Here is a 24075-nt window from a genome sequence, read left to right on the forward strand (position 1 = left end):
GTTTCCCGTCGCACCGCCGTCGCTTCGGCAGGAGCGACGGCCGGCCTCACCGTTCTCCAGCCCTTGGGGGTGCATTCAGCATGGCCACCACCACTCGTCCGGACACCCCGCCGCAGTCCTGCCCGGAGGTCCGGGCGCGGGCAGCGGTCTCGCCGCAAGCGCCTTCGTACCAGGTCCCGTTGGGTGTGCTGCTGGCTGCGGACTCGCCCCGGACGACGGGAGAGAACCTCGCGCACGCCCGCACCCTCGCGGCGAGTGAGACCGCGCTCCCGCCGATCCTCGTGCACCGCCCCACCATGCGGATCATCGACGGCACGCACCGGGTACGTGCGGCCATCCTGCGCCAGCAGGCCGTGATCGAGGCGCAGTTCTTCGACGGAACGCCCGAGGAGGCCTTCGTCCTTGCGGTCGAGTCCAACACCACCCATGGTCTGGCACTCACCCTCGCGGACCGGACGGCAGCCGCCGCCCGGATTCTGATCACCCACCCTCAGTGGTCGGACCGGGCCGTCGCCGCCCGGACCGGGCTCGCGGCCAAGACGGTCGGCGCACTTCGCCGGCCCCTGCCGCAGCAGGCCGCGCCCGCCTCACCCCCGCCCGTGACCGCGCCGGCCCCGCCACCGGCCCCGCCCGCGGTCGTGGTCGTGGATCAGGCCCCGGCTCCCGTCGCGGCCCCGGAACCGGCTCCGACCGCATCGGCCCCGCCCGCACCGGCCGCATCCGGAACCGCCCGCATAGGCCGGGACGGGCGGATCCGTCCGTTGAGTACCGCGGAGGGCCGGCGCGAGGCCGCCCGGCTGATCGCCGCAGACCCCGGCGCCTCGCTGCGTCAGATAGCGCGGCGGGCCGGAGTCTCGGCGGGCACGGTGCGCGACGTGCGTCGGCGGGCCGGGCTGGGCGAGGACCCGGTGCCGCCGAGGATGCGCGAGCGCGAACCGGCAGTGTCCGCACCGGACCCGCCCGCTGCCCCCGGCCCGCGGGTGGACCTCGACTCGCTCGTCAGGAACCTGTGCCGGGACCCCGCGCTGCGGCAGAGCGACAACGGACGTCTGCTGCTGCGGATGCTCGACCTGCACGTGGCCGGCACCCGTGACCTTCCGCGGATCCTTGCCGCGGTTCCCGCACACCGCGCCGGCCTGGTCGCGGCCGCCGCGACCGAGTGCGCGAGGGCCTGGCAGGAGATGGCGGCCCGGCTGCGCCCGCCGTCGTAGCACTCCGCAGGCCGGGCCGGCCACCACGCTTCCCCCCATGGAAGAACCCCGAAGTAGAAGCACCACGAGAGGACTCTCAAAACATGTCGGTCGTCGACGAAGTACAGACTTCCTCTGCGCAAGGAGACCCAGCGCCCACACGGATGACCGGGCGCATGCGCCTGGTTCTCGTCGTGCTGCTGGTGGCGCAGTTCATGCTGGCAGTGGACTTCTCCATCCTGAACGTGGCTCTGCCCGTCATCGGTGAGGGGCTCGGCTTCTCCCTGTCGAATCTGCAGTGGATCGCGACGGCGTTCGCCCTCAGTGCAGCCGGATTCACGCTGCTCTTCGGGCGGGTCGCGGACCTGTTCGGCCGTCGCCGGCTGTTCATGCTCGGCCTCGGCCTGCTGGGCCTCTCCTCCCTGGTCGGTGGCCTTTCCACCTCCCCGGAGATGCTGCTGATCGCCCGTGTCGCCCAGGGCCTCGCCACCGCGATGGTGACGCCCGCGGGTCTGTCACTGCTGACCACGTCCTTCCCCGAAGGGCCGCTCCGCGACCGGGCGCTCGGCCTGAACGGCGCCCTGATGTCGGCCGGTTTCACCACCGGCGCGATCCTGGGCGGTGTGCTCACCGACCTGCTGTCGTGGCGCTGGGCGTTCTTCATCAACGTCCCCGTAGCCCTGGCGGTGCTGCTGATCGCGCCCAGCGTGATCAAGGAGTCGCGTCCCGCGGTGCGCCCGAAGCTCGATGTGCCCGGCGCCGTGTCCGTCACCGTCGGTCTGCTGGCCCTCGTCTTCGGCCTCACCCAGGCCGGTGAGCACGGCTGGGGCTCGCCGACCGCGCTCATCTCGATGGCCGTCGGCGTGGTGCTGCTGATCGTCTTCTACGCGGTGGAGAGGCGTTCCCCGTCGCCGCTGGTCCCGGTCAGCGTCCTCAAGCGCCGTACGGTCGCCTGGGGCAACATCGCGGGACTGCTCGCGTTCATCACCGAGACCTCCCTGGTCTTCCTGATGACGCTCTACCTCCAGGAAGTCCTCGACTTCACCCCGCTGACGGCCGGTCTGTCCTTCGGCGTGCTGGGTGTGGGCACGGTCATCGGTGGTTCGCTGGCCGCCAAGGTCATCGAGAGGATCGGCACCAAGGCCACCCTGATCACCGGTGGTCTGCTCCAGGCAGCCGCCACGATCGCCCTGTTCTCGCTGGGCGACGACCGGGCCTGGGTGTGGATGCTGCTGGTCGGGACGTTCCTCGGCGGCATCGGCAACATGCTGGTCATCGTCGGCTTCATGGTCACCGCCACCTCCGGTCTGCCGGACCACGAGCAGGGCATGGCGACCGGCCTGGCCACCATGACCCAGCAGGTCGGCATCACGATGGGCACGCCCATCATGTCCGCCGTCGCCACCGGCCACATGGGTGGCCGGACGGGGTCGGACGCCGTACTCAGCGGTGTCGGGATCGCCGTCCTCGTCAACGGGGCGCTCGTGCTGCTCGGGGTCGTACTCGCCGCCGTCTTCCTGCGCGGCAAGAAGGCAACGGCCCGCGTCTGACCCGCCCCTGCCGTGCGGTGAGACCGCCGGCCCGACGGCCACGGGACCGGCGGGGCGTTCCCCCCACGCCCCGCCGGTCCCGCCCGTTCCCGTACCAGCACGCACAGGAAAGAGCACCGATGGATCTCCAGCTCGCCGGAAGGGTCTACCTCATCACCGGTGTCAGCGCCGGCATCGGCGAAGCCACCGCCAGGCTCCTGGCCGAGGAGGGCGCCCACGTCGTCGGGACCGCTCGCCGCACCGACGGCCTCGACCTCGGCCCCGGAGTGACCGCGGTCCGGGCCGACGCCCATGACCCCGACACGGGGCGGCGCGTGGTCGCCGAGGCGCTCGAACGGCACGGACGCCTGGACGGCCTCGTCAACAACGTCGGCGGGCTCAGCTCCCGCAGCGGCTTCCTGGACGTGACGGACACCCAGTGGCAGGAGGGGTTCGACCTCAACTTCCACTCCCATGTACGGATGACCAGGGCGGCCCTGCCCGCGCTACTGGCCTCGGGAGCGGGCAGCCTGGTCCATGTGGCCAGCGAGGCAGCCCGGTTCCCGGACGCCCCGCTCGTCGACTACGCCGCCGCGAAGACGGCGTTGTTGTCGCTCTCCAAGTCCCTGACCGCCGAGTTCGGCCCGCAGGGCGTCCGTTCCAACATCGTGTCGCCCGGCCCGACCCGTACCGCCCTGTTCGACGCTCCCGGCGGTTTCGCCGACCAGCTCGCCGAACGGTTCTCGCTCCCCGCCGACCAGGCCGTCGACCACTTCGTGCGGCAGGAGCGCAAGCTGCCCAGCGGCAGGATCGGCGCCCCGGACGACGTCGCCCGCGTCATCGCGTACCTGCTCTCGCCCCTCGCCTCCCAGGTGACCGGCTCGGAATGGGCCGTGGACGGCGGGGCACTGCGCCAGATCTGATCCCATCCGCTGCTCAGCCCCCGGCAGGCAAGGACAACGATGACAAAGACTCTCAGCCCGCCCGCCTCCGGCCGGGCCCCCGCAGCGACCGGCCACGCGCACACGGACACCGTGCGTACGGACACCGGGATGGGGACCGAGACCGAGGCCGAGCGCAACGCGCGGTTCGAACGCGACATGCTGGGCCACCGCGACCAGATGTACGCGACGGCGCTGCGCCTGAGCCGCCACCCGTGCGACGCCGAGGACCTGGTCCAGGAGACCTTCACCAAGGCGTTCCGCTCCTTCCACCAGTTCCGCGACGGCACCAATCCAGGGGCCTGGCTCTACCGGATACTGACCAACACCTTCATGACCTCGTACCGCAAGAAGCAGTCGGAACCGGGGTGGGGCAGCGCCGACGCCGACGGCGACCGCTTGCTCGTCCGCGCCGCAAGTCACACGTCGGCCGGCCTGCCGTCCGCCGAGTCGGAGGTCCTGGACGCCATTCCGGACCCCGCCGTGCTGGCCGCGCTGCAGGCCATACCGGACTACTTCCGCACGGTGGTGCTGCTCGCCGACGTCGAGTGCCTGACGTACCAGGAGATAGCCGAGCGGCTGAACATTCCGCACGGCACCGTCACCTCGCGCCTGCACCGGGGCCGCGGCCGGCTGCGCTCCCTGCTCACCCCCTATGCCCGGGAACGCGGTCTGCCGCCGGCGCGGCGCTCCGGCGCCGGCTCACCCCCGCGGAAGGAGAAGTAGGTGCCGCTCGCCCTCTTGGCCCTGGCACTCGGCGCGTTCGGGATCGGGACCACCGAATTCGTCATCGTCGGCCTGCTGCCGGAACTGGCAGCCGATTTCTCGGTGTCCGTCCCGAGCGCCGGAATGCTCGTCACCGGATACGCCCTCGGGGTGGTGGCCGGAGCTCCCCTGATGACCGCCCTGGGCTCGCGGCTGCCCCGCAAGACCATGCTCGTCCTGCTGATGGGTGTGTTCATCGCGGGCAACCTGCTCTGCGCGCTCGCGCCCACCTACGCACTGCTCATGACGGGCCGTCTGGTGGCCGCCCTCACCCACGGCGCGTTCTTCGGCATCGGATCCGTCGTCGCGGCGAACCTGGTGGCACCGGCGAGGAAGGCCAGCGCCATCGCCCTGATGTTCATCGGGCTGACCGTCGCCAACGTCATCGGCGTCCCCCTGGGCACCCTGCTGGGCCAGAGCTTCGGCTGGCGCTCCACGTTCTGGGCCGTCACCGCGTTCGGCGTCGTCGGGATCCTCGGCATCATCGCCCTGGTGCCTCCCCAGCCGCAGGACAGCACCGGAGGGATCCGCAGCGAGCTGGCGGTCTTCCGGCGGCCGCAGGTATGGCTGGCCCTCGGCATGACGACCCTCGGGTTCGGGGGTGTCTTCGCCTCGTTCACCTATCTCGCGCCGATGATGACGGACGTCGCGGGCTTCTCCTCGGGCGCGGTCGCCTGGCTGCTCGTCCTGTTCGGTGTGGGCCTGTGCGCCGGCAACCTGATCGGGGGAAGGGTCGCCGACCGGGCCCTGATGCCCAGTCTGTACGTGATCCTCACCCTGCTCGCGCTGGTGCTCGCGGCCTTCGTCTTCACCGCCCGCGCGCCCGTCCCGGCCGCGATCACCATCGCGGTGTTCGGGGCGGTGGGGTTCGCCACCGTGCCGCCGCTGCAGATGCGGGTCATGCAGAAGGCCGAGGGCGCCCCCGCCCTCGCCTCCGCCGCCAACATCGCGGCGTTCAACCTGGGCAACGCCCTCGGCGCCTGGCTCGGCGGCCTCGCCGTCACGCACGGCCTGGGATACACCGCGCCGAACTGGATCGGTGCGGTGCTGGCCGCCGCGGGCCTGGTCCTTGCCGTGCTGTCGGGGCGGCTCGACCGCCGTACCGCACGCCGTACGCGCGAGTCCGAGGACGCCTCCTCCACCACGTACGCGACCGTCTGACGGGCTGTCCGCAGGCCCGCGGTCATCCCGCAGGTCCTGCCCGCCCTGTTCATCGTCATCCGTAACGACTCGTCCTCCGTAACGACTCTTCATCCGTAACGACTGAAACCCGAGGTATACGGCCATGAGTGGTATCGATCGCCGGCGCATGCTGGGCAACAGCGCGGCCGTCGTCGGCGGAATCGCCGCGGCGTCCGTCCTGGTGGAACCGGCCTCGGCCGCCCCCGCCGCGAAGGGGCCCGCCGCGAAGGGGGCGAAGGTGGCCCCCACCGACCCGAGGTACCCGTTGCTGACCACCGGCAACAACCAGCGCTTCGTCGCACGTCCCGACTACGTGGCCCTCATCAGGTCGTCGGCCGACGCCGAGCAGGCCCTGCGCACCGCCTACCGGGACGGCAAACGGGTCTCGGTGCGCAGCGGCGGCCACTGCTTCGCCGACTTCGTCTGCAACCCCGAGATAGAAGTCATCCTGGACTTCTCCGAGATGACGGACGTGGGGTACGACCCCGGGTTCCGCGCCTTCTACGTGGAGCCGGGCGCCCGGCTGATGAACGTGTACGAGGCCCTCTACAAGGGCTGGGGCGTCACCGTCCCCGGAGGCATCTGCTACAGCGTCGGAGCGGGCGGCCACATAGCCGGCGGCGGATACGGTCTGCTCTCCCGCGCCCACGGCCTGGTCACCGACCATCTGTACGCCGTGGAGGTCGTCGTGGTCGACGACCGGGGCCGGGTCCGTACCGTCGTCGCCACCCGGGAGGAGGACGACCCCAACCGTGACCTGTGGTGGGCCCACACCGGCGGCGGCGGGGGCAACTTCGGCCTCGTCACCCGGTACTGGTTCCGCTCGCCGGGGGCCACCGGGTCCGAACCGTCCGACCAGCTGGTCTCACCGCCCTCGAAGGTGCTCGTCAGCGCCCTGGACTTCTCCTGGGACCAGCTGACCGAGACGAGGTTCGCCCGGCTGCTGAAGAACTTCGGCGCCTGGCACGAGCAGCACAGCTCGCCCGACTCCGAGTACCGCCACCTGAGCAGCCTCTTCAACGTCAGCTCCAAGGCGCACGGCAGCATCGGCATGTTCACCCAGGTCGACGCGGACCGTCCGAACGCGCGCAAGCTGCTCGACGACTACAACCGGGCGATCACCGCGGGTACCGGCATCAAACCCAAGGCCCTCACCCGGGCCACCGGCGAACTCCCGCCGATGCCGCAGCTGGCCGAGCCGAAGGAGATGCCCTGGCTGCAGGCGACCCGGCTGGTCGGCACGAACAACCCGACGATCACCAACCCGACGTCGCGGGGCGCGCACAAGTCCGCGTACATGCGCAAGAACTTCACCGACCAGCAGATCGCCGCGCTCTACAAGCACATGTCCCGCCCCGACTTCGACAACCCGGACACCATGCTCGTGCTGTTCTCGTTCGGCGGTCAGGTCAACGCACTGGCCCCGGACGCCACGGCGAACGCGCAGCGCAGCTCCGTCTTCAAGATGTGCTTCCAGACGTTCTGGGAGGACGAGAGCGAGGACGACTTCTATCTCGGCTGGGTCCGCGACCTGTACGAGGAGTTCTTCGCCAGGACCGGCGGCGTGCCGGTCATCGGTGACTCCACCGACGGTTGCTACATCAACTACCCCGACCGGGACCTTTCCGACCCGCGGCACAACCGTTCGGGCGTGCCCTGGCAGACCCTTTACTACAAGGAAAACTATCCGAGGCTGCAGCAGGTGAAGCGGCGCTGGGACCCGTCCGACTTCTTCCGCCACTCGTTGTCCATCAAGCCCGCAAAGGACTGACCAGCAGGAACTCCGGCCCCAGGGGCGTCTGCCGCGCAAGCGGCAGGCGCCCCTTCCGCATGTCCGGACCCGTCCCGGGCGGCCGCACTGTGCAAGTTGGGCCGGGCTCGGGTTGACCCAAAGATAGCTCACGGAAAAGATACTTCTCATCGGCAAGGGAACGCCGGAAGCGGAGCTCCCCACCGAACAATCACTCAAGTCCCGCTGCGTACAAAGCAAGTGACGAGGCATCAGAACTCAGCCCCGCCGGCCGCAGCGAAAAGCGCTCCTCCGTGCCACCGCCGGCCCAGGGCCGGGCACGCCTGTTCTGCTCAGTGCTCCTCTCCTCAGCAAAGGAAGCCGTCATGCGGTCTGTCGCAGTCGTTCTCGGTACCCGTCCCGAAGCCATCAAGCTGGCGCCGGTCATCCAGGCGCTCCAGGAGGATCCCCGCTTCGATCCAGTCGTCATCTCCACCGGTCAGCACCGGCAGATGCTCGACGACACGCTGGACGCCTTCGGGCTCAAGCCCGACCTCGACCTCGAGATCATGGCGCCCAAGCAGACGCTCTCCCAGGTCACCTACCGCTCGCTGCGCGGCCTCGGCGAGTACTTCCGGGAGTCCACGGTCGACGCGGTCCTGGTCCACGGCGACACCGCGACCACCCTCGCCGCGGCCCTCTCCGGCTTCCACCACCAGATTCCCGTCGTCCACATCGAGGCCGGCCTGCGCAGCGGTGAGCTCGGCTCGCCGTTCCCCGAGGAGGGCAACCGCCGGATCGTCGGCCAGCTCGCCGGCCTCCACCTCGCACCGACCCCGGGCAACCGGACCAACCTGCTCCGGGAAGGCATCGCCGAGGAAACCATCGTCGTCACCGGAAACACCGTCATCGACGCGCTCCAGTGGGCGAGCGGCAGATCGGAGAGCTACGGCGACCCCGCACTGGACGACCTCGACACCGACCCCCGGCGCGTGGTCCTCGCCTCGGCCCACCGCCGCGAGGCATGGCCGCACCTGACCCAGATCGGCAAGGCGCTGGTCGCCATAGCCGAGGAGCCCGACGTACGGGTGGTGGTGCCGCTGCACCGCAACCCGGCAGTCCGTGAGGCGCTCATCCCGGTCATCGGCAACCACCCGAACATCACCGTCGTCGACCCGCTGCCCTACCTGAGCTTCTGCAAGCTCATGGGACGCGCCGACATCATCGTCTCGGACAGCAGCGGCTCACAGGAGGAAGGGCCCGCACTCGGCAAGCCGACGCTGGTCCTCGGCAACGTCACCGAGCGCTCCGAAGCCGTCGTCGCCGGCACCGCGTGCCTGGTGGGCACCGCCACCGACGGCATCGTCAGCGCCGCCACCCGACTGCTGCGCGACAAGGACGAGTACCTGCGGATGGCCACCGCGGCCAACCCCTACGGCGACGGCTGCGCCACGGCACGCACCGTGGGCGCCATCGCGCACTACTTCGGCGACGGCCCCGCGGTGGAGCCGTTCGTCCCCGGCACCGCCGTCGACGACATCGCCGCGGAGCTCGCCCGTTCCATGGACCTGGCCGAGGTGTGATGCCCGGCGCCCCACGAGGGCGCACCACCACCGCCACCACACCGCCACCGACTGCTGCGACCCGACCCGACCCGACCCAATCCGATCCAATCCGATTCAGAAGGGGACTCCCCGTGCAGGACAGCGACCTCAACACCGTGAGCACACTGAACTTCACGGGGAAGCACATCGAAGCGCTCCTCGTCCGCAACGCCAAGGACTTCCCCGTCCAGGGCCGGACCCTCGTCGTCAACATCGGAGCAACACCCGCCCCGCTCGCCCGGACACCGCGCACGAGCATTCCGCCGCTGTCCTCCACCGTCCTCGTCGACACCCGTGTTCAAGAGGCACAGGCACTCGTCCTGCTGCGGATCAACGACGAGTCCGCAGCGGTGGAGGACATCGTGGGGGAGCCGGGCTGGCACCTGCTGGGCGACCTCCTCGGTGACGCCCCGGCCACGGACCCGGACCCCGGCACCGGCGGGCGGCCCTTCCCCAGGGACACCCCGCTGTGGAAGGGCCCCCAGGACGACGCCGGGGTGATCGCCCTCGACCCCGGCCGGCTGCTGGGGGAGAGCATCGCCCCGCCGCGCGAGACACCGTTCCAGGTGAAGGTCAACCTCTGGTACGCCCCCGCCGGCACCGACTGCGCCATCCACAACCAGCACGACTTCATCGAGGTCCACACCCAGGTACTGGGCACCGGCCGGATGCAGAAGTTCACGGATCAGGACCACAGCACCCTCTACGAGGACGTGCTGATGAGTCCGGGCTACACGACCCCCGACCCGTTCTGCGACACCGCCCCCGACGGCACGTTCCGCTACCCCTGGCACCAGTACCGCGCCGACACCGACTGCGTCTGGCTCGCGGTCGAGTACCACGCTCCCGCCCCGACGCACTGACCCCGGCGCACCCCTCTTCTTCGCTTCTCGTACATCGCACACACCCACACCCCGGCCCTCCCGGGGCCGACCGAAACCTCTGAGGAGAACACCATGACCGCCAACGACGCCTCCAGCCTCCGCGCCCCGAAGTTCACCCCGGAACTGGTGGCCGACCAACTGCGCGACGGCTACTGGCTGGAGGCCCCGGACCTCGACAACGACAACAAGCCGGACCTGTTCGGCTACGGGCTGCGCCTGGGAGAGATCTACTGGTACCAGAACGACGACAAGTGGACCCGCCGCCTGGTCGCCGACAAGATCAAGATGCCGGTCGGCGCCGACTTCGCCGACGTCAGCGGCAACGGCCACTCCGACATCATCGTCTGCTACGACCTCTACGGGCCCATCGGCACCATCCACGACGCCAACACGTCCGGCGGCAAGATCGACTGGCTGGAGAACCCCGGCAGCCCGGACAAGGACGAGTCCCGCTGGAAGCGGCACTACGTGGGGCGCGCGACCGGAATGCACCGGCTGCGGGCCGGCTACTTCACCCAGACCGAGCGGCTGGAGATCATAGGCCTGCCGATTGTCGCCAAGGAGGACGTCCACGCGGTCCTGCCGATCGTCCTGTTCACCCAGCCCGACGACGTACACACAGCCGAGGAATGGCCGATGACGGTCATCGACGACAGCCACTTCCGCATGATTCACGGCGCGGAGAAGAAGAAGGGCCTGGTCCCCGGCTCCGAACTGGAGTCACTGCTGCTCGCCTCGGACGAGGGAGTCAGCTGGCTGCACTTCGACGAGGTCAAGAAGGAATGGGTCCGCAAGCTCATCGGCACCGGCGAGCTCACGCAGTTCGAGCAGACCGGCTTCCGCGGCAGCGGTGACCTCAACGCCGGGCGCATGGGCGACGACCCGATGGCGTACGTCGCCGCGGTCGAGCCGTTCCACGGCAACACGGTGGCCGTCTACACCAAGGCCACCGACGGGCCGGCCGGCGAGGTCGAGTGGAACCGCGTTCTGCTCGACGTGTACGGAGACCCCAACGAGAACGGCGAGGGCCCCGGGCACCAGATCGTCTGCGCCGACTTCGACGGCGACGGCGAGGACGAGTTCCTCGTGGCGCTGCGCGGGCCGTGGCCGTGGCAGGGCGTCATGTACTACAAGGCCATCGACCTCAAGAACGGCGTCTGGGCGAAGTGGCGGGTCTCCGACGACTCCGTCGCCCGGATCGCGACCGCCGACTTCAACGGTGACGGCCGGCTCGACTTCGCGACGATCGCGTACTCGGTCCAGAACTACTACGTCGCCAAGGAAGCCAAGCTCATGGTCTACCGCAACGAGATCGACCCGCAGTAGAGGCACCGGGGCGGCCGTCCCCGACGGCCGCCCCGCCCCTCCCTCTCCGCTCCACCCCAAGACTTCCTCTGCTTCACCCTCCGCCCCACCCTCCGCTTCCTCCCGTGCTGATCTCCGGAAGGCCATGCCGCCATGACTTCGTACACTCCCACCCCGGCCCGTGCAGCAGCTTCGTCCAAGGCGAAACCAGCCAAGCCGCCCAAACTGCCCTCCCTGACCGGCCTGCGGTTCTTCGCGGCCCTGATGGTGTTCTTCTTCCACTCCTCGCTGATGGACTCCCCGATCCCGCCGAACAACCCGATCAACCCGTTCGCCGACCACGGCATCGCCGACGCCTACGAGACGCTGTTCAGCAAGGCCGGCTATCTGGGGGTCTCCTTCTTCTTCGTACTCAGCGGATTCGTGCTCGCCTGGGCCGCCAAGCCGGGGGAGCGGACGACAGCCTTCCTGCGACGCCGGCTGATGAAGATCTTCCCCAACCACCTCGTGGTGGCCACCGTCTCACTGGTGCTGTTCGCCGGAGCCGCCATCTCCAGCGTCGGTGACTGGCTCCCCAACCTGCTGCTGATACACACGTTCTTCCCGCAGCCGGGCATCAACCTCAGCATCAGCCCGCCGAGCTGGTCCCTCGGCAGCGAGCTCCTGTTCTACATGCTCTTCCCGCTGCTGATCGTCCCGATCCGCAAGATCGCCGAGAAGCGACTGTGGACCTGGTCCGGCCTGATGATCCTGGGCATGGTGGGCGTCCAGCTGATCACCCAGTTCCTCATCCCCGCCACCCCGAAGTCCGCCATCACGCCCATCTCCGACATGCAGTTCTGGTTCGGCTACCTCTTCCCGCCCGGCCGCGTCTTCGAGTTCGTCCTCGGCATCCTGCTGGCACGCATCGTCGCCTCGGGCCGCTGGCCGCGTGCCATCGGCATGCGCGTCTCGCTCGTCCTGACCGTCATCGGTTACGGTGCCGCGCTCCTGCTGCCCTTCCAGTACGGCTTCGTCGTCGCCACCATCATTCCGGTCAGCGCGCTCGTGTGCTCCGTCGCCGCCGCCGATGTGGCCGGCCGCGAGACCAGGCTCAAGGGCCGGGTCATGCAGTTCCTCGGCGAGGTCTCCTTCGGCTTCTACCTCGTCCAGGGCGTCACGATCTTCTACCTGCGCTCGCTGCTGGGCGAGAGCACCTACAGCGTCCCCGCCGCGATCCTCCTGATCCTCGGGTTCCTCGCCGCCTCGCTGCTCGGCGGCTGGCTCCTCTACCGGTACGTCGAGATGCCCGCCATGCGCCGCTGGAGCCGCAGCCGCAAGCAGGCCCCCGCGGCCCCCACCGCATCGACGCCCCTCGCCGCACCCGCCACCCCGCTCTCCGCATCCGCATCCGCATCCGACGACGACAACCAGCCCCAGGACCTCGTCCTGACCGCGCCCCGCTCCTGACCATCCGCACCCCAGGAGGCACACCATGCCGATCGTCCGCACAGAGGGAACCGAGGTGCACTACCGCACCGAAGGAACCGGCCCCGGCCTCCTTCTCGTCCACGGCTCCACGGCCGACTCCGAAGCCAACTTCGCCGCCCTGCGGCCCTACTTCACCGACCACCACACGGTCATCACCGCCGACTACTCGGGCAGCGGATCCACCGCGCTGCCCGAGGGCGGGGAGCTCGGCCTGGATCTGGTGAGCGCCCAGATGGCAGCCGCGGCCCGCGCCGCGACCGACGGCCCCGTCGACGTCGTCGGCGTCTCCCTCGGCGCGGTGGTCGCCGCAGCCCTGGCCGCGGAGCACCCCGCTCTCGTACGCCGCCTGGTGCTGGTCGGCGGCTGGGCCCGCAACGACGACCCGCGCCAGCGGCTGATGTTCGGCCTCTGGCGCAGCCTCGCCGACCTCGACCGGGACGCCTACCAGCGGTTCATCACCCTGCTGGCACTCTCCCCCGAGACGCTGTCCGGCCTGGACGACGAGACGATCGCGACGCTCGCCGCAGCGGCCGAACCGTCCGAGGGAGCCCGCCGCCAGATCGACCTGGACCTCGTGGCCGACATCCGAGAACGCCTGGCCGAGATCCGGGCGCCAACACTGGTCATCGGCGCGACACAGGACCAGGTCGTCCCCGTCGCCCACGCCCGCGAACTGCACGCCGGCATCGAGGGGAGCCGCTACGAGGAGATCGACAGCGGACACAACGTCCTGTACGAGAGAGGAAAGGAGCTCGCCGATCTGATCACCGAATTCCTGGACTGACCGGGACACACAGCCGGGAGGGTCCGGCGGCCTACGGGCCGCCGGACCCTCCCGGCTGCTCTCGGTGCGGCGGTCCCGACCCCGGTCAGTGCTGAACGTCGCGCCTGTCCCTGAAGGCGGGCCGTGAGTTTGCCCGACCGCGACGGCCACCCACCACCAGGAACCAGCGGGGCCCGATCACCATGACGACGTCGGGCATTTCGGGTGACAGGTCATGTGATTCGTTCAGGTACAGGCTGTTGCCTGGCCTGCGCGGTGTTGCCCAACAGTGTGGGTTGACCGGACCCGTGAGCGCCCACCGGTGACTGAGGGGACATCAGCCACCGAACGGAACCCCCGGGACAAGCTGGCGCCGAACAGCCCGCGGGGGCCACGGCAACCCCAACGCAGATCAGCCCCGGTCCTACTGCTTTCGACAGCAGGCGAGGACAACCGGCTGACTGAGGCCGAAGCGGGGCGAGTCCGCCGAGGACCGGAGCGCTTGCGCGAGGACCGCAGGCCCTCCCGAACGGCGTGCCGGTTGAGCGACTCCTTGCATTGCGTATAGAGGGCGCAGCCCCCGCAAGTCGTTGACCTGCGTAAACGAGTAGTAGATCGGCATCCTACGATGCCTATATCGGCATCCTAGGATGCCGATCCATGACGCCAGTGGTCATGTCGCCTACGGTCATCGAAGGAACCGGAAGGTTCTTTCGATGACCACACGCGACATGTCGTCTGCGGTAATGTCCGATTTCACAGGGGAGGCCCAGATCGGGGGGCGTAAGTGCCAAAGGAACGGCGCGGCAGGCGAAGCCGAGAGCTCTTGAACACCGCAACCGGTGAGGTTCACGAGTTATGGGAGCCCGAGGAGGGGGGCCCGAGTCGGGCATACAACCTTGGCGGCCGACACGGACAGTTCTCGTTCGAGCGGGTGCTGGCCATACTGTCCGGCGACTCCGGCATCACGGGCGATGCGTTCCGCGTGTTCTTCTACTGCGGGATCATGACCTACAAGCAGGGCGGCGCGACTGCGAAAGACGCAGCTGAGCACCTCGGACTGACAGTGCAGGCGACAAGAAGAATCGCCAAGGAACTCGCCGAGAACAAGCTCTTGCTGGTCGCTGACGTCATCGGCCGGACGATCAAGTACAGGGCGAGCCCGCACATTGTCTCGAGCCTCTCCGGGGCGGACCAGGCCGAAGAGGCTGCCGCATACCATTTGCCTACTCTGCCGGGGCCTCGCACCGGTCCAGGATCAAAGGACGCAACCCATGTCGGCCAACGGCCCGTACCCGGAACTCGCAGCACTCCAGGAGCGCATAAGCGAGCTGTCGCACCTGAAGCAGAACCTGGTGATGACGTATGCGATTCTCGGCGGTTTGGAGCACGGCGTCGAGCGGACGGCAGCTGACCTTGCCGAGCTCATGGGCATGCCGGCACCCCACTTTTCACGTGCTCGCCGTGAACTCGAGACAGAGGGATGGCTGGACTACACGCGCAGGGAAGGGCAGGTGAAGTTCTTCCGGCTCGGAGAGCGGGCCACCGGCCGCCAGGTTGTCGTGTCGCTGCACAGCCGACCGACAGTCTGACCTGAGCCACCAGGGACAGCGGCGGGGGCCGGCTCTTCACGTTCCGCGTGCCCTCATCGTGCCGCGCGGGTCGCTTGCGCCGTCACCCCCTCTCCTGCAGCAACCGATCACCGGGCCTTGATAGTTGCCTCAGCCCAGGGCAAGTCACCACTCGCGTGCAGGCATGGCAGGATCGCAGCCATGCCCCTCAGCGTTCCCCGCCTCCGGATCGGCTCGACCGAGATCATCGCTCTCACCGACGGCGAGGGCCCGTTCTTCTCCCCGCGCGCCGAGGCCTTCCCCGAGGCCACGCCCGCTCAGTGGGCCGAGGTCGATCGCTACGACCCGGGCGCGGTCGACGCCGAGGGTCGCTGGTGGCTCCAATTCCGCGCATACGCGATCCGCAGCGACAAGGGCCTCACCGTCGTGGACGCCGGGATCGGACCGGCGGACAGCCCGGCCGCGTCATGGGCGCCCGTGCCCGGCACGCTCCCCGAGTCGCTCGCTGCCGCGGGCATCGAACCGGCCGAAGTCGACACCGTGGTGCTCACGCATCTGCACACCGACCACATCGGGTGGGCGGTCGTCACCGAGGAAGCCGCCCCCTCAACGGGCGGCAACGCTTCGCCCGGGAGTGCGACCAGCAGCCGCCACCCCTATTTCCCGAACGCCGAATATCTGCTCCAGCGGGCCGAGTTCGACGCCCTCGACACGCTCAACCCGCAACTGCGCGAAACCCTCACCGACCCGCTCACGGCTGCCGGCCGGCTCCGGCTCCTCGACGGCGACACACCACTGCGCACCGGGCACGCGATCGCCACGCCCGGTCACACACCCGGACACCAGAGCGTGCTGGTCGCCGACGGGGGCGAGCTGGTGCTCGTCACCGGCGACCTCCTGGTGCACGCACTCCAGCTGCTCCACCCCGAACTCACCTACGCGCACGAAATCGACCCCGAGGCGGCCAGGCACTCAAGGGAGCGCATGCTCCGCCGCGCAACCGCCACGCCCCTGCACCTGGCGACGCCGCATCTGACGGAGCCCTTCAACCCGGCGTGATCGCGCCCGCCCGGCGCGGGCCAGGCCGCGGGGGAATACAGACGAACGGACCGCCTTGTGCTCGACGATCTCGGTCGACAGAGTGTCCGGGGCCTCATGTGTGTGCTGGACCGGTGCCGCATGGCGTGACGTTCCCGCCGACGCTGTCGGCTGTTCCGGGGTGACTGCGTGGCGTCGGCTTCGGGACCGACCGAGGCCGGCGTCTGGACGCGGACGGTCGCGGCCGAGCCATCCCTCCGCCGGTGTGGCACTCCTGCTGACCGGTTGGGTGGTATGGGCACGGGCCCAGTGCGGCGGGCCGCATTCCGGCTCGGCCCGGGAGATCATCCGAGCTGTCTTGCCACCGAGAGAAGGAATTGGCCCCATGGCTGTCCCCCGCACACGTCTCGGAGGGCTGCGGTAGTCCTGCTGGCCCTGTCTTTTGGAATGCTCACCGTGCCTGCCGGCAGTGCTTTTGCCGCACCCGGTCTCCCGGCGAAAGCGCTGCCCCAGGGCATGCTGGTGAACTCCTCCAGCGGTCAGTGCCTGGCCGGCTGGGGCAACTTCGTCGGCACGACAGCGTGCGACCCTGACAGCGACTATCAGCAGTGGACCTTCAAGTAGATCCGCCTGTCTGAACAGCGATGGCCACAGCCCATTTCGGCGGGCCCGAGCAGGAGTTCGTCACCCGCCGCTCTACACGCTGAACCGGATTCGGTCCACCGGCTGACCTTCTGACCGGCCGAACGAACCGGCTGGACCCCAGTATCCCACCGCTCCCGACGGCCCGTCAGCGGATATGCCCGCGCTGCGGTCAGCACCTGACTGCTGACGTTGTCCGTCCGGGACCGCGGCGAGCGGACAGCCGGGCTCGTGGGGAAGGGGATCTTGGGTCAGGTGTCGGTGCGGGTGACGGCGGGGGGTGTGTAGCGGCCGGTGAGGATGTCGGGATGGGGCAGGTACTGGCGCAGGATGAGGCGGAACAGGGTGCCGGGTTCCGTGCTGGGCAGCCAGTTGGCCTCCTTGTCGGGGCCGGGGTTCTCGCGCTGGAGGTAGAGGGTCAGGGAGCCGTCGGGGCCGTACTGCAGGCCCTTGGTGAGGGAGCCGAGGTGGTAGCGGCCGATCGGGTTCTCGACCAGGAACCCTTCGGGGTTGAGGTACATGGTCACCGACCAGAACGCGCCCACCGGCGGGAAGTCGCCGGGGGTGAAGCGGATCTCGTAGGTGTGGTCGCCGGACATCGGCCGGCCGTCGGCGTCGAGCATGGCGCCGACGTAGTACGCCTCCTGGGCCTTGTTGGCGAGCAGCCCGAGCTGGGCGATCTCCAGTCGGGAGTAGTAGTCGGTGCCCCAGTCGCCGATGGTGTCGGGGTTGACCATGACCCAGCCGTTGTGGGCGGGGCCGGCGAAGGGCATCTCGGCGTACAGGTCGCGCAGGCTGTCGGCGACCGCGCGCCGCAGGCCGTCGAGTGCGGCCGGGTGCAGGGCGTCCGGGTCGAAGGACCGGTGCGGGGCGATGCCCAGTGGCGCGAGCAGGCCCAGGACGCCGGCGTCGGCGGAGGGCGGGGCGCTGGCGGTGAGGCAGTCGGCAAGCATGCGGTAGAAGTCGAGCGGGTCGCCGGTGCGGAAATCGCGGGCGGGCGGGTTGCTCGCCGGGTCGGGGGCGGGCGACTGCGGGTCGGCTTGGCGCAGGGCGATCTGTCCCTGGAGGGCGACAGCGGCGGGGACGTCGTCGTCCAGGATGGTGACGCGGGCCAGCAGGCAGATCAGCGCGGTCGGTGCGGTGATGACGCGGGTGATGCCGGGGGGTGTGGTGCCGCACCAGCCGGGGCCGGTGAGCAGGTAGTCGCCGCCGACCGTGTCGCCGGTGCGGGTGCCGACGTAGGCGAAGCTGTTGGTGTACATGTCCAGCAGTTGCACCGTGAAGTACCGGTCCGTGACCGGCGGCACCGACAGCACCACCGCCCCGGCACTCAGGTCCACGAACGTCCGTGAGTACGGCGCGTCGACGATCGGGGTGACGAAGTAGGTGTCCTTCGGCTCCGCCCGGCGCGGGGTGTGGTGCATCTGGTTGATCGCCCCCATGTGGGTGGGCGCGCTCGTGTCGACGTGCCACTCCCAGAGGCTGCGGTGCATCTCCACCAGCGGGTAGCCGTAGCGGAACGCCGCCATTCCCGCCCAGTACCCCTCGTCCCCGCGTGCCTTCCCGTGCCCTTGCGCGATCTGTTCAAGCAACGACTCCGCGTCCACGTGCACTCCGATCGACCCTACCGAATCAGGACAAACCCTGCCCCTCACCCTCAACGCTCACCACGCCGACGGCAACCGGGGAAGGCATCACCCGAACCCCCACCACCGACAGAACCACCCACACCGAGGTACCAGTCACGCGACCCCCACCGGGCTCGAATCCCGTTTTCCCGGGAGCGTCCTGAGCTTCACGGCCCAGCAATTTTCGATTCCTGACCTGGGTTGACGCGACTGGAACCTCTAGGAACAGGTACTGAAGCCGTCTGATTTAGGCTGTCCCGCCCGCCCGCGACAAGTCTGGTCAGGCGGCCCGGTCAAGGAGAATCCGGAACCATGAGAACCCGTCAGATCCAAGTGATCGGACCGGACTTCATCAGCGCTTCCGACCCGGCTCAGGAACGGCCGCCCTCAGGCGGCGGTGCCCTTGACTTTGATCGCATCGCTTACTCAAGCGTCTGAGTGAAGCCGATCGGATCTGATGGCCTCGTCACTCTGCGGCGTTCGCCTGATCATGCGAATGTTCGGCAGCTTGTCTCGCCACAGGTGCCGCTCGCCGGTGTCTTCGAAGCCGTACTCCTCATAGAAGCTGATGGCTCGCTCGTTGTAAGCCGTAACCCATAGGCGGATGGGTGCGTCATCGGCCCAGGCGAGGAATGCCGCCATCAACTGGCGTCCCATGCCTCGCCCCTGTGCCCGTTGCAGCAGGTACATCGGTCCGAGACTGATCGCCTCATCCCGGCTCCCGCACAAGAAGCCGACGACCTCGTCCCGGTGGCGAACGACACGGCAAAAGCGGCGAGCGGGCCGGCGCTCGACCTCCTCGATGAACTCCCGCCACTGTGCGATGCCGGCACTGGTGACCACGTCGCTGCGCTGCGCCCGGATCCACACCTGGTCGATCCCGGCGTCCGGATTGGGGTACGTCTCCAGCCAGGCCGACAGGAGCGTGTGGGCAAGCGCTGGGGCGTCCTCCACCCGGGCGCTGTCGGTCAAGAAGTTCACGTGCGCATTGTTCAGCACGAGCCGTCGGACCGTCTCGCGAAGGTCCCTTCCCGCCTCAGGCCGAGGCGAGATGAAGCGCGGAAGGGCACCCGAACGGTGCCGCCTGCACCCTGGCAGCCCTCTAGGCGGTGACGGTCGCCAGCAGTTCGGGCAGGACGCGCATGTCGTCGAATACGACGGTGCCCGGCCCCTCCAGTCGCCCGGCCGGGGTGAGGCCGCCGCAGTACCCGAAGGCCCGCATGCCTGCGGCCCGAGCTGCCTGGACTCCGTACGCGCTGTCCTCGATCACCGCGCACCGCTCGGGCGGAACCCCCATCGAACGTGCAGCGTGCTGGAAGAGGTCGGGTGCCGGCTTGCCGCGACAGACGTCGGCCGCACTGAAGATGCGGTTCTCGAAGTGGCGGGTCAGATCGGTGATGTCCAGACTTCGGCGGATGCCGGCGTGGTCACCGTTCGATGCCACGCAGACGCCTGTCGTGAGGCGATTCAGTACGTCGGTGATGCCGTCGACAGCGGTCAGTTCTGCCTCGAATGCCGCGTCGTACAGATGCTCGTACCGCTGCTGCCAGCCCTTTTCCAGGCGCCGCCCGAGCCGTTCCTCCACGGCCGCCGTGTAGACCTCGGTGGACGAGCCCACGAACCGCTCGATGATCTCAGCTTCGGTGAACACGCACCCGAGGTCAGCCATGATCACCGCGTCTACCTTGACGCATATCTTCTCGCTGTCCACCAGCACGCCGTCACAGTCGAAGATCACCAGTTCAACAGGGCTCTGCGTCATGATCAGCAGCGTAGAGGGGGTGTCAGTGTGAGCCCCGCACCGCGTAGGGCTCTCGTCGGATTTGCCGGGGTTCCACGCCGACTGCTCGCACCACCCGCAGGGGAGCCCGGCAGCACGCAGAGACGGCGGATCTCACCGTGAGCGGTCGCCGACTTCCGGGTGAGTTGCCTGTTCGTTCGGGCGCGCCCTCCGGCCTGCGTCGCAGGGGAAGGGGCCCGGCCGGGGGAAGTGGGTCGGCGGCCCCGGCTATCCGGCACGGTCACCGGGGCCGCTCGCAGCCGTTCGGTTCGTGGCCGGACGGCGCAGGGTGCCGGGGGAGAAGAGGGACCCCAACACGCGGTGAACCGTAGAACGTTGGCACTCACTTGCGGAAGCCCGACTCACTCGTGCGAGCGAACAACGCCCGAATGGACCGAGACGCACCTCGTGCCCAGGTGCAGAGGCGGGGGCGGCCGTGAGCTGGGGTTCCGGCATGGTGCGGTCTCCGTCGGCCGCCGTGCTACGACTTCCTGCGCGCCCGGTTCGGAGGGCTGGACGCCACCTTCCCCGGCATCCAGAAGGTCGCCGACGAGCTCGGCATCTCCCGCCGGACGGTGGAGACCACCCTCGCCAAACTCAAGACCGCTGGTGCCCTCACAGTGGCCAACCGGTTCAGGACGGACGGTGGCCAGACGACGAACGAGTACCGGACGTACTTCACGCCCCCGGAGGAACGGGCGCAGCCCTTCAGCTGAACATGCCGCCATGGAAGGGGCCCACGGTTTGTCGTGGGCCCCTTCCGGCGTTCCCGCACCTGCCCGAAAGAGGCACAGAACATGGTGCGCAGGATTCTGCGCACCATGTTCTGTGGGGTGCGCAGAATCCTGCGCACCCCTGTGCGCCGAATCTTGCGCACCCCTTGCGCAGGATTCGGCGCACCCCCTGCGCAGGATCCTGCGCACAAAGTAGATAGAGATGAAGTAGATAGAGGTGACGTACATAGACTTCGTGGAGTTTCACACTCAAAAAATGCCGGGGGCTAACGCCGCCCCCGGCCACCCCGCGCCAGCGCCTTGGATGCGCTGGACCATCCCTAGGTCAACGATCTGCGCTACGCGCACCACTACACGCCCCAGGGGGCGTTCCGTTGATCATTGCCCCCGAATGGAAGTGGTTGACCACCGTCGTGGCTGAGAACCCACCTGATGCAGGAACAGAAACCACAGGACGCGCGTGAGCGACGCGCACCGCTTGCGGTTTCGAGTCCCACACGAAAGACGCAGCAAAAGGGCCAGAGGGTCGGTAGGCGCCCGTCTGCGGGTCCGGGACGGGCGAGGTGGTTTCCCCGCCTCCGAACCCTGGCAGGCCCCCACAGGGGCCATACGGGGGCGTGGGTGGGTAAGCCCGTCCGTGCTGGGGCGAATTGGGCGGGCGTGAGGGGCCGGCCGGCTTGTGGCGAGCGGCTGGTGCGCCCGGCCCGACGCCGTGTTCTGCCCGTCGGCACCGGCCGAGGACCCGACTCAGCCGGAACGTACCGCCATCAGCAGTCCGCTGGCCCAGGCCATGCGGACGGACCGGAGGTCCTCGCGTTCTTCCAGTTCGGCCAGCAGGCGTTTGACGGAGGCGGCATGGTCCTCCGGCCAACCAGGCTGGGGGAAGAGGTCGTCAATCAGGTAGATCCCGCCAGGGGCCAGCAGTTCCAAGGCCCGGTCGAGGTGGGTGAACTTCCCCGGCCATGTGTCCGCGAAGACCAGGTCGAAGGGCTCGCCGTCGTACTCCTCCAGCCAGTTCCCGCCGTCCTCAGCCACGAACATCACCCGAGGATCAGCACTGAACTGCTCGCGGGCGACCGCCTGGACGGCGGGGTCGAGTTCGACGGTGACAAGGCTGGAGGCTTCGTCCATCCCGCTCAGCAGCCACGCCGTGCCCTCGCCGACGCCGGTGCCGAGTTCGAGAATCCTGCCTCCGGGCCGGGCAGCCGCAAGCACGGCCAACAGGTTTCCAGTGCGTTCCTCGCAGGACAAGGTGAATCCCGTCTCACGCGCTGCGGCGCGCAGCGAGAGCATGGTGGCCGGCAACTGGCTCGGTGTGTCATCCATCTCGAAATGGTGCGAGTGCCGTGTCCGCGGACGCAACCTCAATTCCGTTGCCACGGCGATCGCTGGGAGCCGGCTACCGCCGGGCGGGGAGCTTGAGCATCATGGCGGTGCAGAACGGCGCGCCCTCCCAGGGGCCGACGCCGGACCGAAACGACCGGTCACCCTCCCACGAAGGTCACTGTTTCCGTCATGTCGGCCCGCCCGGTACGCAGCCGCAGCACGCCCTCCTTCTCGTATCCCACTGAGACACCGCAGACCAGTACGGTCCCGTCATCGGCTCCGACGATCTGGCTGACGGTCTTGCGATACATCGTCCACATCACCTGCGGGCAGCTGTGCAGCCCTTCCGCCCTCAGTAACAGCATGACTGTCTGCAAGTGCATTCCGGCGTCCCCCCACTGCCCGGGCCCCATCGTCCGGTCGAGGTAGCAGAACAGCACGACCGGTGCCCCGAACGCTTGCGAGTTCAAGGCGGCGATCTTCATGGGCCTGCCGGGGTCGTCGCGCTCGATCCCCAGCGCTTCGTACCGCTGGGTAGCCGCGGCGGAAAAACGGTCCGCATACGGCGAGGTCAGTTCGGTCGGGTACATCGGATACTCCCGCTCGTCCCCCGGGTCTCCCGCCAGCGCCCTGGCCGTTGCGCGCCTCTTCAGCTCGGCCAAGGGCTCGCCGGTCACGACATACACATGCCACGGCTGGAGGTTCCCGCTCGACGGAGCCCGCGTCGCTGCAGCCAGCACACGTTCGAGTATCGCTCTGGATACCGGTTCATCGCTGAACGCCCGCACAGCCCGGCGACTGTCCACAGCTTCATACACATTCACGTCTGCTCTTCCCTTCGCTCAACAACAACCGCCTCTCTACCGTCTTCAGCACACACAAGAGGCAACAGGTGCTCCAGCGGCTGGACAGGACGGCAAACCCCCTTGGTGGTGGGGATGCGGCGTCTGAGCACCTGCTTCTGATCCCCAGGACTGTCCGTTAACGGCGGCAGGTGCATTTGAGATCATGCTGCTCATGCCTGCTTTGGTTGCTCCGCTGATGCCTGTTGGTTGTCTCGCTGCGTCCGTTCAGCCGTCTTTGGCGGCGGAGGGTGGGTTGCTGTTGAGGCCTTGGCTGCTGAAGGACGCCGCCGGCGTGGTGACGGCTTTCCAGGACCCGGCGATTCAGCGTTGGCACCTGCGGCGGGCCGATTCCGAAGAAGAAGCTGCGGAGTGGATCACGCAGTGGCAGCGAGGCTGGCGGGACGAGACCGGCGTGCACTGGGCTGTCGTGGACGAGCACGACAAGCTGCTCGGTCGGGTCTCCCTCTCGTCGTTGATCCTGATGGGTGGTCAAGCCGAGATCTCGTACTGGACCGCGCCGACAGCACGAGGTGTCGGTGTCTGTTCCCGCGCTGTGACTGCGGCAACTGACTGGGCCCTGGGAGAAGCCGGCTTCCACCGCCTCGAACTCGGGCACTCGGTGACCAACCCGGCGTCCTGCCGGATAGCAAAGCGCGCGGGGTTCATGCAGGAGGGCGTCCGCCGCGCCGCGCTGCTGCATGCGGATGGCTGGCATGACATGCACCTGCACGCCTGTCTCCGGTAGGCGTTTGGGTTGTCGACTCGGGGGTGCCGTAAGAGCGCAGCCACCAGCCGCAAACGGCGGCGGGGGCATGTCGGCGGCGTGCCGCGGGATCGCGTTCGGCCACGCGTCGGGCGACCGAGACGTACTGCCTGACTGCCGCGGTGTACGACGGCGGCGGGGCGGACAAGGGCACTACCCGGGCAAGCGGCAGCCGGAGCGGGTTCCCGCCGCGTTGCCGGCTCTTCACCCACCGCCCGCCCTCACCGCGGCGCGCCGGTCGCTTGAGCCCTCGCTTCCACTCCTGCGGCAACCGACCACCGGGCCCCGTTCGCTACCTCAGCCCTCGACCGCCCGCCCCGGCGAAAGCCGCCGCGTGGTGTGCGGTGCACGGGAGGTTCGGCCCACCCCACCGGGACCAGCCACGC

20 protein-coding genes are annotated in these 24075 nt (G+C 68.9%); 15 read left to right on the plus strand and 5 right to left on the minus strand.

Annotation, left to right across the window (positions count from 1 at the left end):
- Positions 1-80: 80 nt before the first annotated feature.
- From OG912_RS39220 to OG912_RS39290, 14 genes are all read left to right on the plus strand, one after another.
- Positions 81-1211 carry a ParB/RepB/Spo0J family partition protein gene (locus OG912_RS39220; RefSeq protein ID WP_327713806.1) on the plus strand — a complete coding sequence of 377 codons (1131 nt, stop codon included), beginning with the start codon at positions 81-83 and terminating at the stop codon, positions 1209-1211.
- Between the two features lie 83 nt (positions 1212-1294).
- Positions 1295-2740, plus strand: coding sequence for an MFS transporter (locus OG912_RS39225; protein WP_326741007.1), 1446 nt, complete (start codon positions 1295-1297; stop codon positions 2738-2740).
- Positions 2741-2859: 119 nt separating this feature from the next.
- The gene (locus tag OG912_RS39230; RefSeq protein WP_327713807.1) at positions 2860-3642 is read left to right on the plus strand and encodes an SDR family NAD(P)-dependent oxidoreductase; all 783 of its coding nucleotides are present in this window, start codon (positions 2860-2862) and stop codon (positions 3640-3642) included.
- Between the two features lie 129 nt (positions 3643-3771).
- A complete protein-coding gene (locus OG912_RS39235) occupies positions 3772-4386 on the plus strand; it encodes a sigma-70 family RNA polymerase sigma factor (RefSeq protein ID WP_327713919.1) in 615 nt (204 codons plus the stop codon).
- Positions 4387-5586: an MFS transporter gene (locus OG912_RS39240; RefSeq protein WP_327713808.1), complete on the plus strand. Its 1200-nt coding sequence runs from the start codon at positions 4387-4389 to the stop codon at positions 5584-5586.
- Positions 5587-5710: 124 nt separating this feature from the next.
- Positions 5711-7378 carry an FAD-dependent oxidoreductase gene (locus OG912_RS39245; protein ID WP_327713809.1) on the plus strand — a complete coding sequence of 556 codons (1668 nt, stop codon included), beginning with the start codon at positions 5711-5713 and terminating at the stop codon, positions 7376-7378.
- Positions 7379-7722: 344 nt separating this feature from the next.
- Positions 7723-8919, plus strand: a complete 1197-nt coding sequence (gene wecB / locus OG912_RS39250; RefSeq protein ID WP_326741003.1) for a non-hydrolyzing UDP-N-acetylglucosamine 2-epimerase — start codon at positions 7723-7725, stop codon at positions 8917-8919.
- A 113-nt stretch (positions 8920-9032) separates the two neighbouring features.
- On the plus strand, positions 9033-9803 hold the full coding sequence (locus tag OG912_RS39255) for a hypothetical protein (RefSeq protein ID WP_326741002.1): 771 nt from the start codon (positions 9033-9035) through the stop codon (positions 9801-9803).
- Positions 9804-9896: 93 nt separating this feature from the next.
- Positions 9897-11150, plus strand: a complete 1254-nt coding sequence (locus OG912_RS39260) for an FG-GAP repeat domain-containing protein (protein WP_326741001.1) — start codon at positions 9897-9899, stop codon at positions 11148-11150.
- A gap of 132 nt (positions 11151-11282) precedes the next feature.
- The gene (locus OG912_RS39265) at positions 11283-12578 is read left to right on the plus strand and encodes an acyltransferase family protein (RefSeq protein WP_327713810.1); all 1296 of its coding nucleotides are present in this window, start codon (positions 11283-11285) and stop codon (positions 12576-12578) included.
- Between the two features lie 25 nt (positions 12579-12603).
- Complete coding sequence (locus tag OG912_RS39270; protein ID WP_327713811.1) at positions 12604-13383, plus strand: alpha/beta fold hydrolase; 780 nt, start codon at positions 12604-12606, stop codon at positions 13381-13383.
- Between the two features lie 1253 nt (positions 13384-14636).
- Positions 14637-14954 carry a helix-turn-helix transcriptional regulator gene (locus OG912_RS39275; RefSeq protein WP_326740998.1) on the plus strand — a complete coding sequence of 106 codons (318 nt, stop codon included), beginning with the start codon at positions 14637-14639 and terminating at the stop codon, positions 14952-14954.
- Positions 14955-15134: 180 nt separating this feature from the next.
- Positions 15135-15992 carry an MBL fold metallo-hydrolase gene (locus OG912_RS39280; RefSeq protein WP_327713812.1) on the plus strand — a complete coding sequence of 286 codons (858 nt, stop codon included), beginning with the start codon at positions 15135-15137 and terminating at the stop codon, positions 15990-15992.
- A gap of 435 nt (positions 15993-16427) precedes the next feature.
- Positions 16428-16595, plus strand: a complete 168-nt coding sequence (locus OG912_RS39290; protein ID WP_327713926.1) for a hypothetical protein — start codon at positions 16428-16430, stop codon at positions 16593-16595.
- A gap of 269 nt (positions 16596-16864) precedes the next feature.
- Here the strand turns inward: OG912_RS39290 and OG912_RS39295 are convergent, their stop codons facing one another.
- The 5 genes from OG912_RS39295 to OG912_RS39315 form a co-directional block, all read right to left on the minus strand.
- Positions 16865-18226: a DUF1254 domain-containing protein gene (locus tag OG912_RS39295; protein ID WP_327713813.1), complete on the minus strand. Its 1362-nt coding sequence runs from the start codon at positions 18224-18226 to the stop codon at positions 16865-16867.
- Positions 18227-18667: 441 nt separating this feature from the next.
- The gene (locus OG912_RS39300) at positions 18668-19222 is read right to left on the minus strand and encodes a GNAT family N-acetyltransferase (RefSeq protein WP_327713814.1); all 555 of its coding nucleotides are present in this window, start codon (positions 19220-19222) and stop codon (positions 18668-18670) included.
- 121 nt (positions 19223-19343) lie between these two features.
- Positions 19344-20003 (minus strand): HAD family hydrolase, encoded by a 660-nt coding sequence (locus tag OG912_RS39305; protein WP_327713815.1) that lies wholly within the window; start codon positions 20001-20003, stop codon positions 19344-19346.
- A gap of 1499 nt (positions 20004-21502) precedes the next feature.
- Entirely contained in the window at positions 21503-22081 is a 579-nt protein-coding gene (locus OG912_RS39310; RefSeq protein WP_327713816.1) for an O-methyltransferase, read from the minus strand.
- A gap of 158 nt (positions 22082-22239) precedes the next feature.
- Positions 22240-22905 (minus strand): nitroreductase, encoded by a 666-nt coding sequence (locus OG912_RS39315; protein ID WP_327713817.1) that lies wholly within the window; start codon positions 22903-22905, stop codon positions 22240-22242.
- Positions 22906-23098: 193 nt separating this feature from the next.
- Here OG912_RS39315 and OG912_RS39320 point away from each other — a divergent pair, with 193 nt between their 5' ends.
- Positions 23099-23671 carry a GNAT family N-acetyltransferase gene (locus OG912_RS39320; RefSeq protein WP_327713920.1) on the plus strand — a complete coding sequence of 191 codons (573 nt, stop codon included), beginning with the start codon at positions 23099-23101 and terminating at the stop codon, positions 23669-23671.
- Positions 23672-24075 lie beyond the last annotated feature (404 nt).

The organism is Streptomyces sp. NBC_00464, from assembly GCF_036013915.1.
GTDB lineage: Bacteria > Actinomycetota > Actinomycetes > Streptomycetales > Streptomycetaceae > Streptomyces.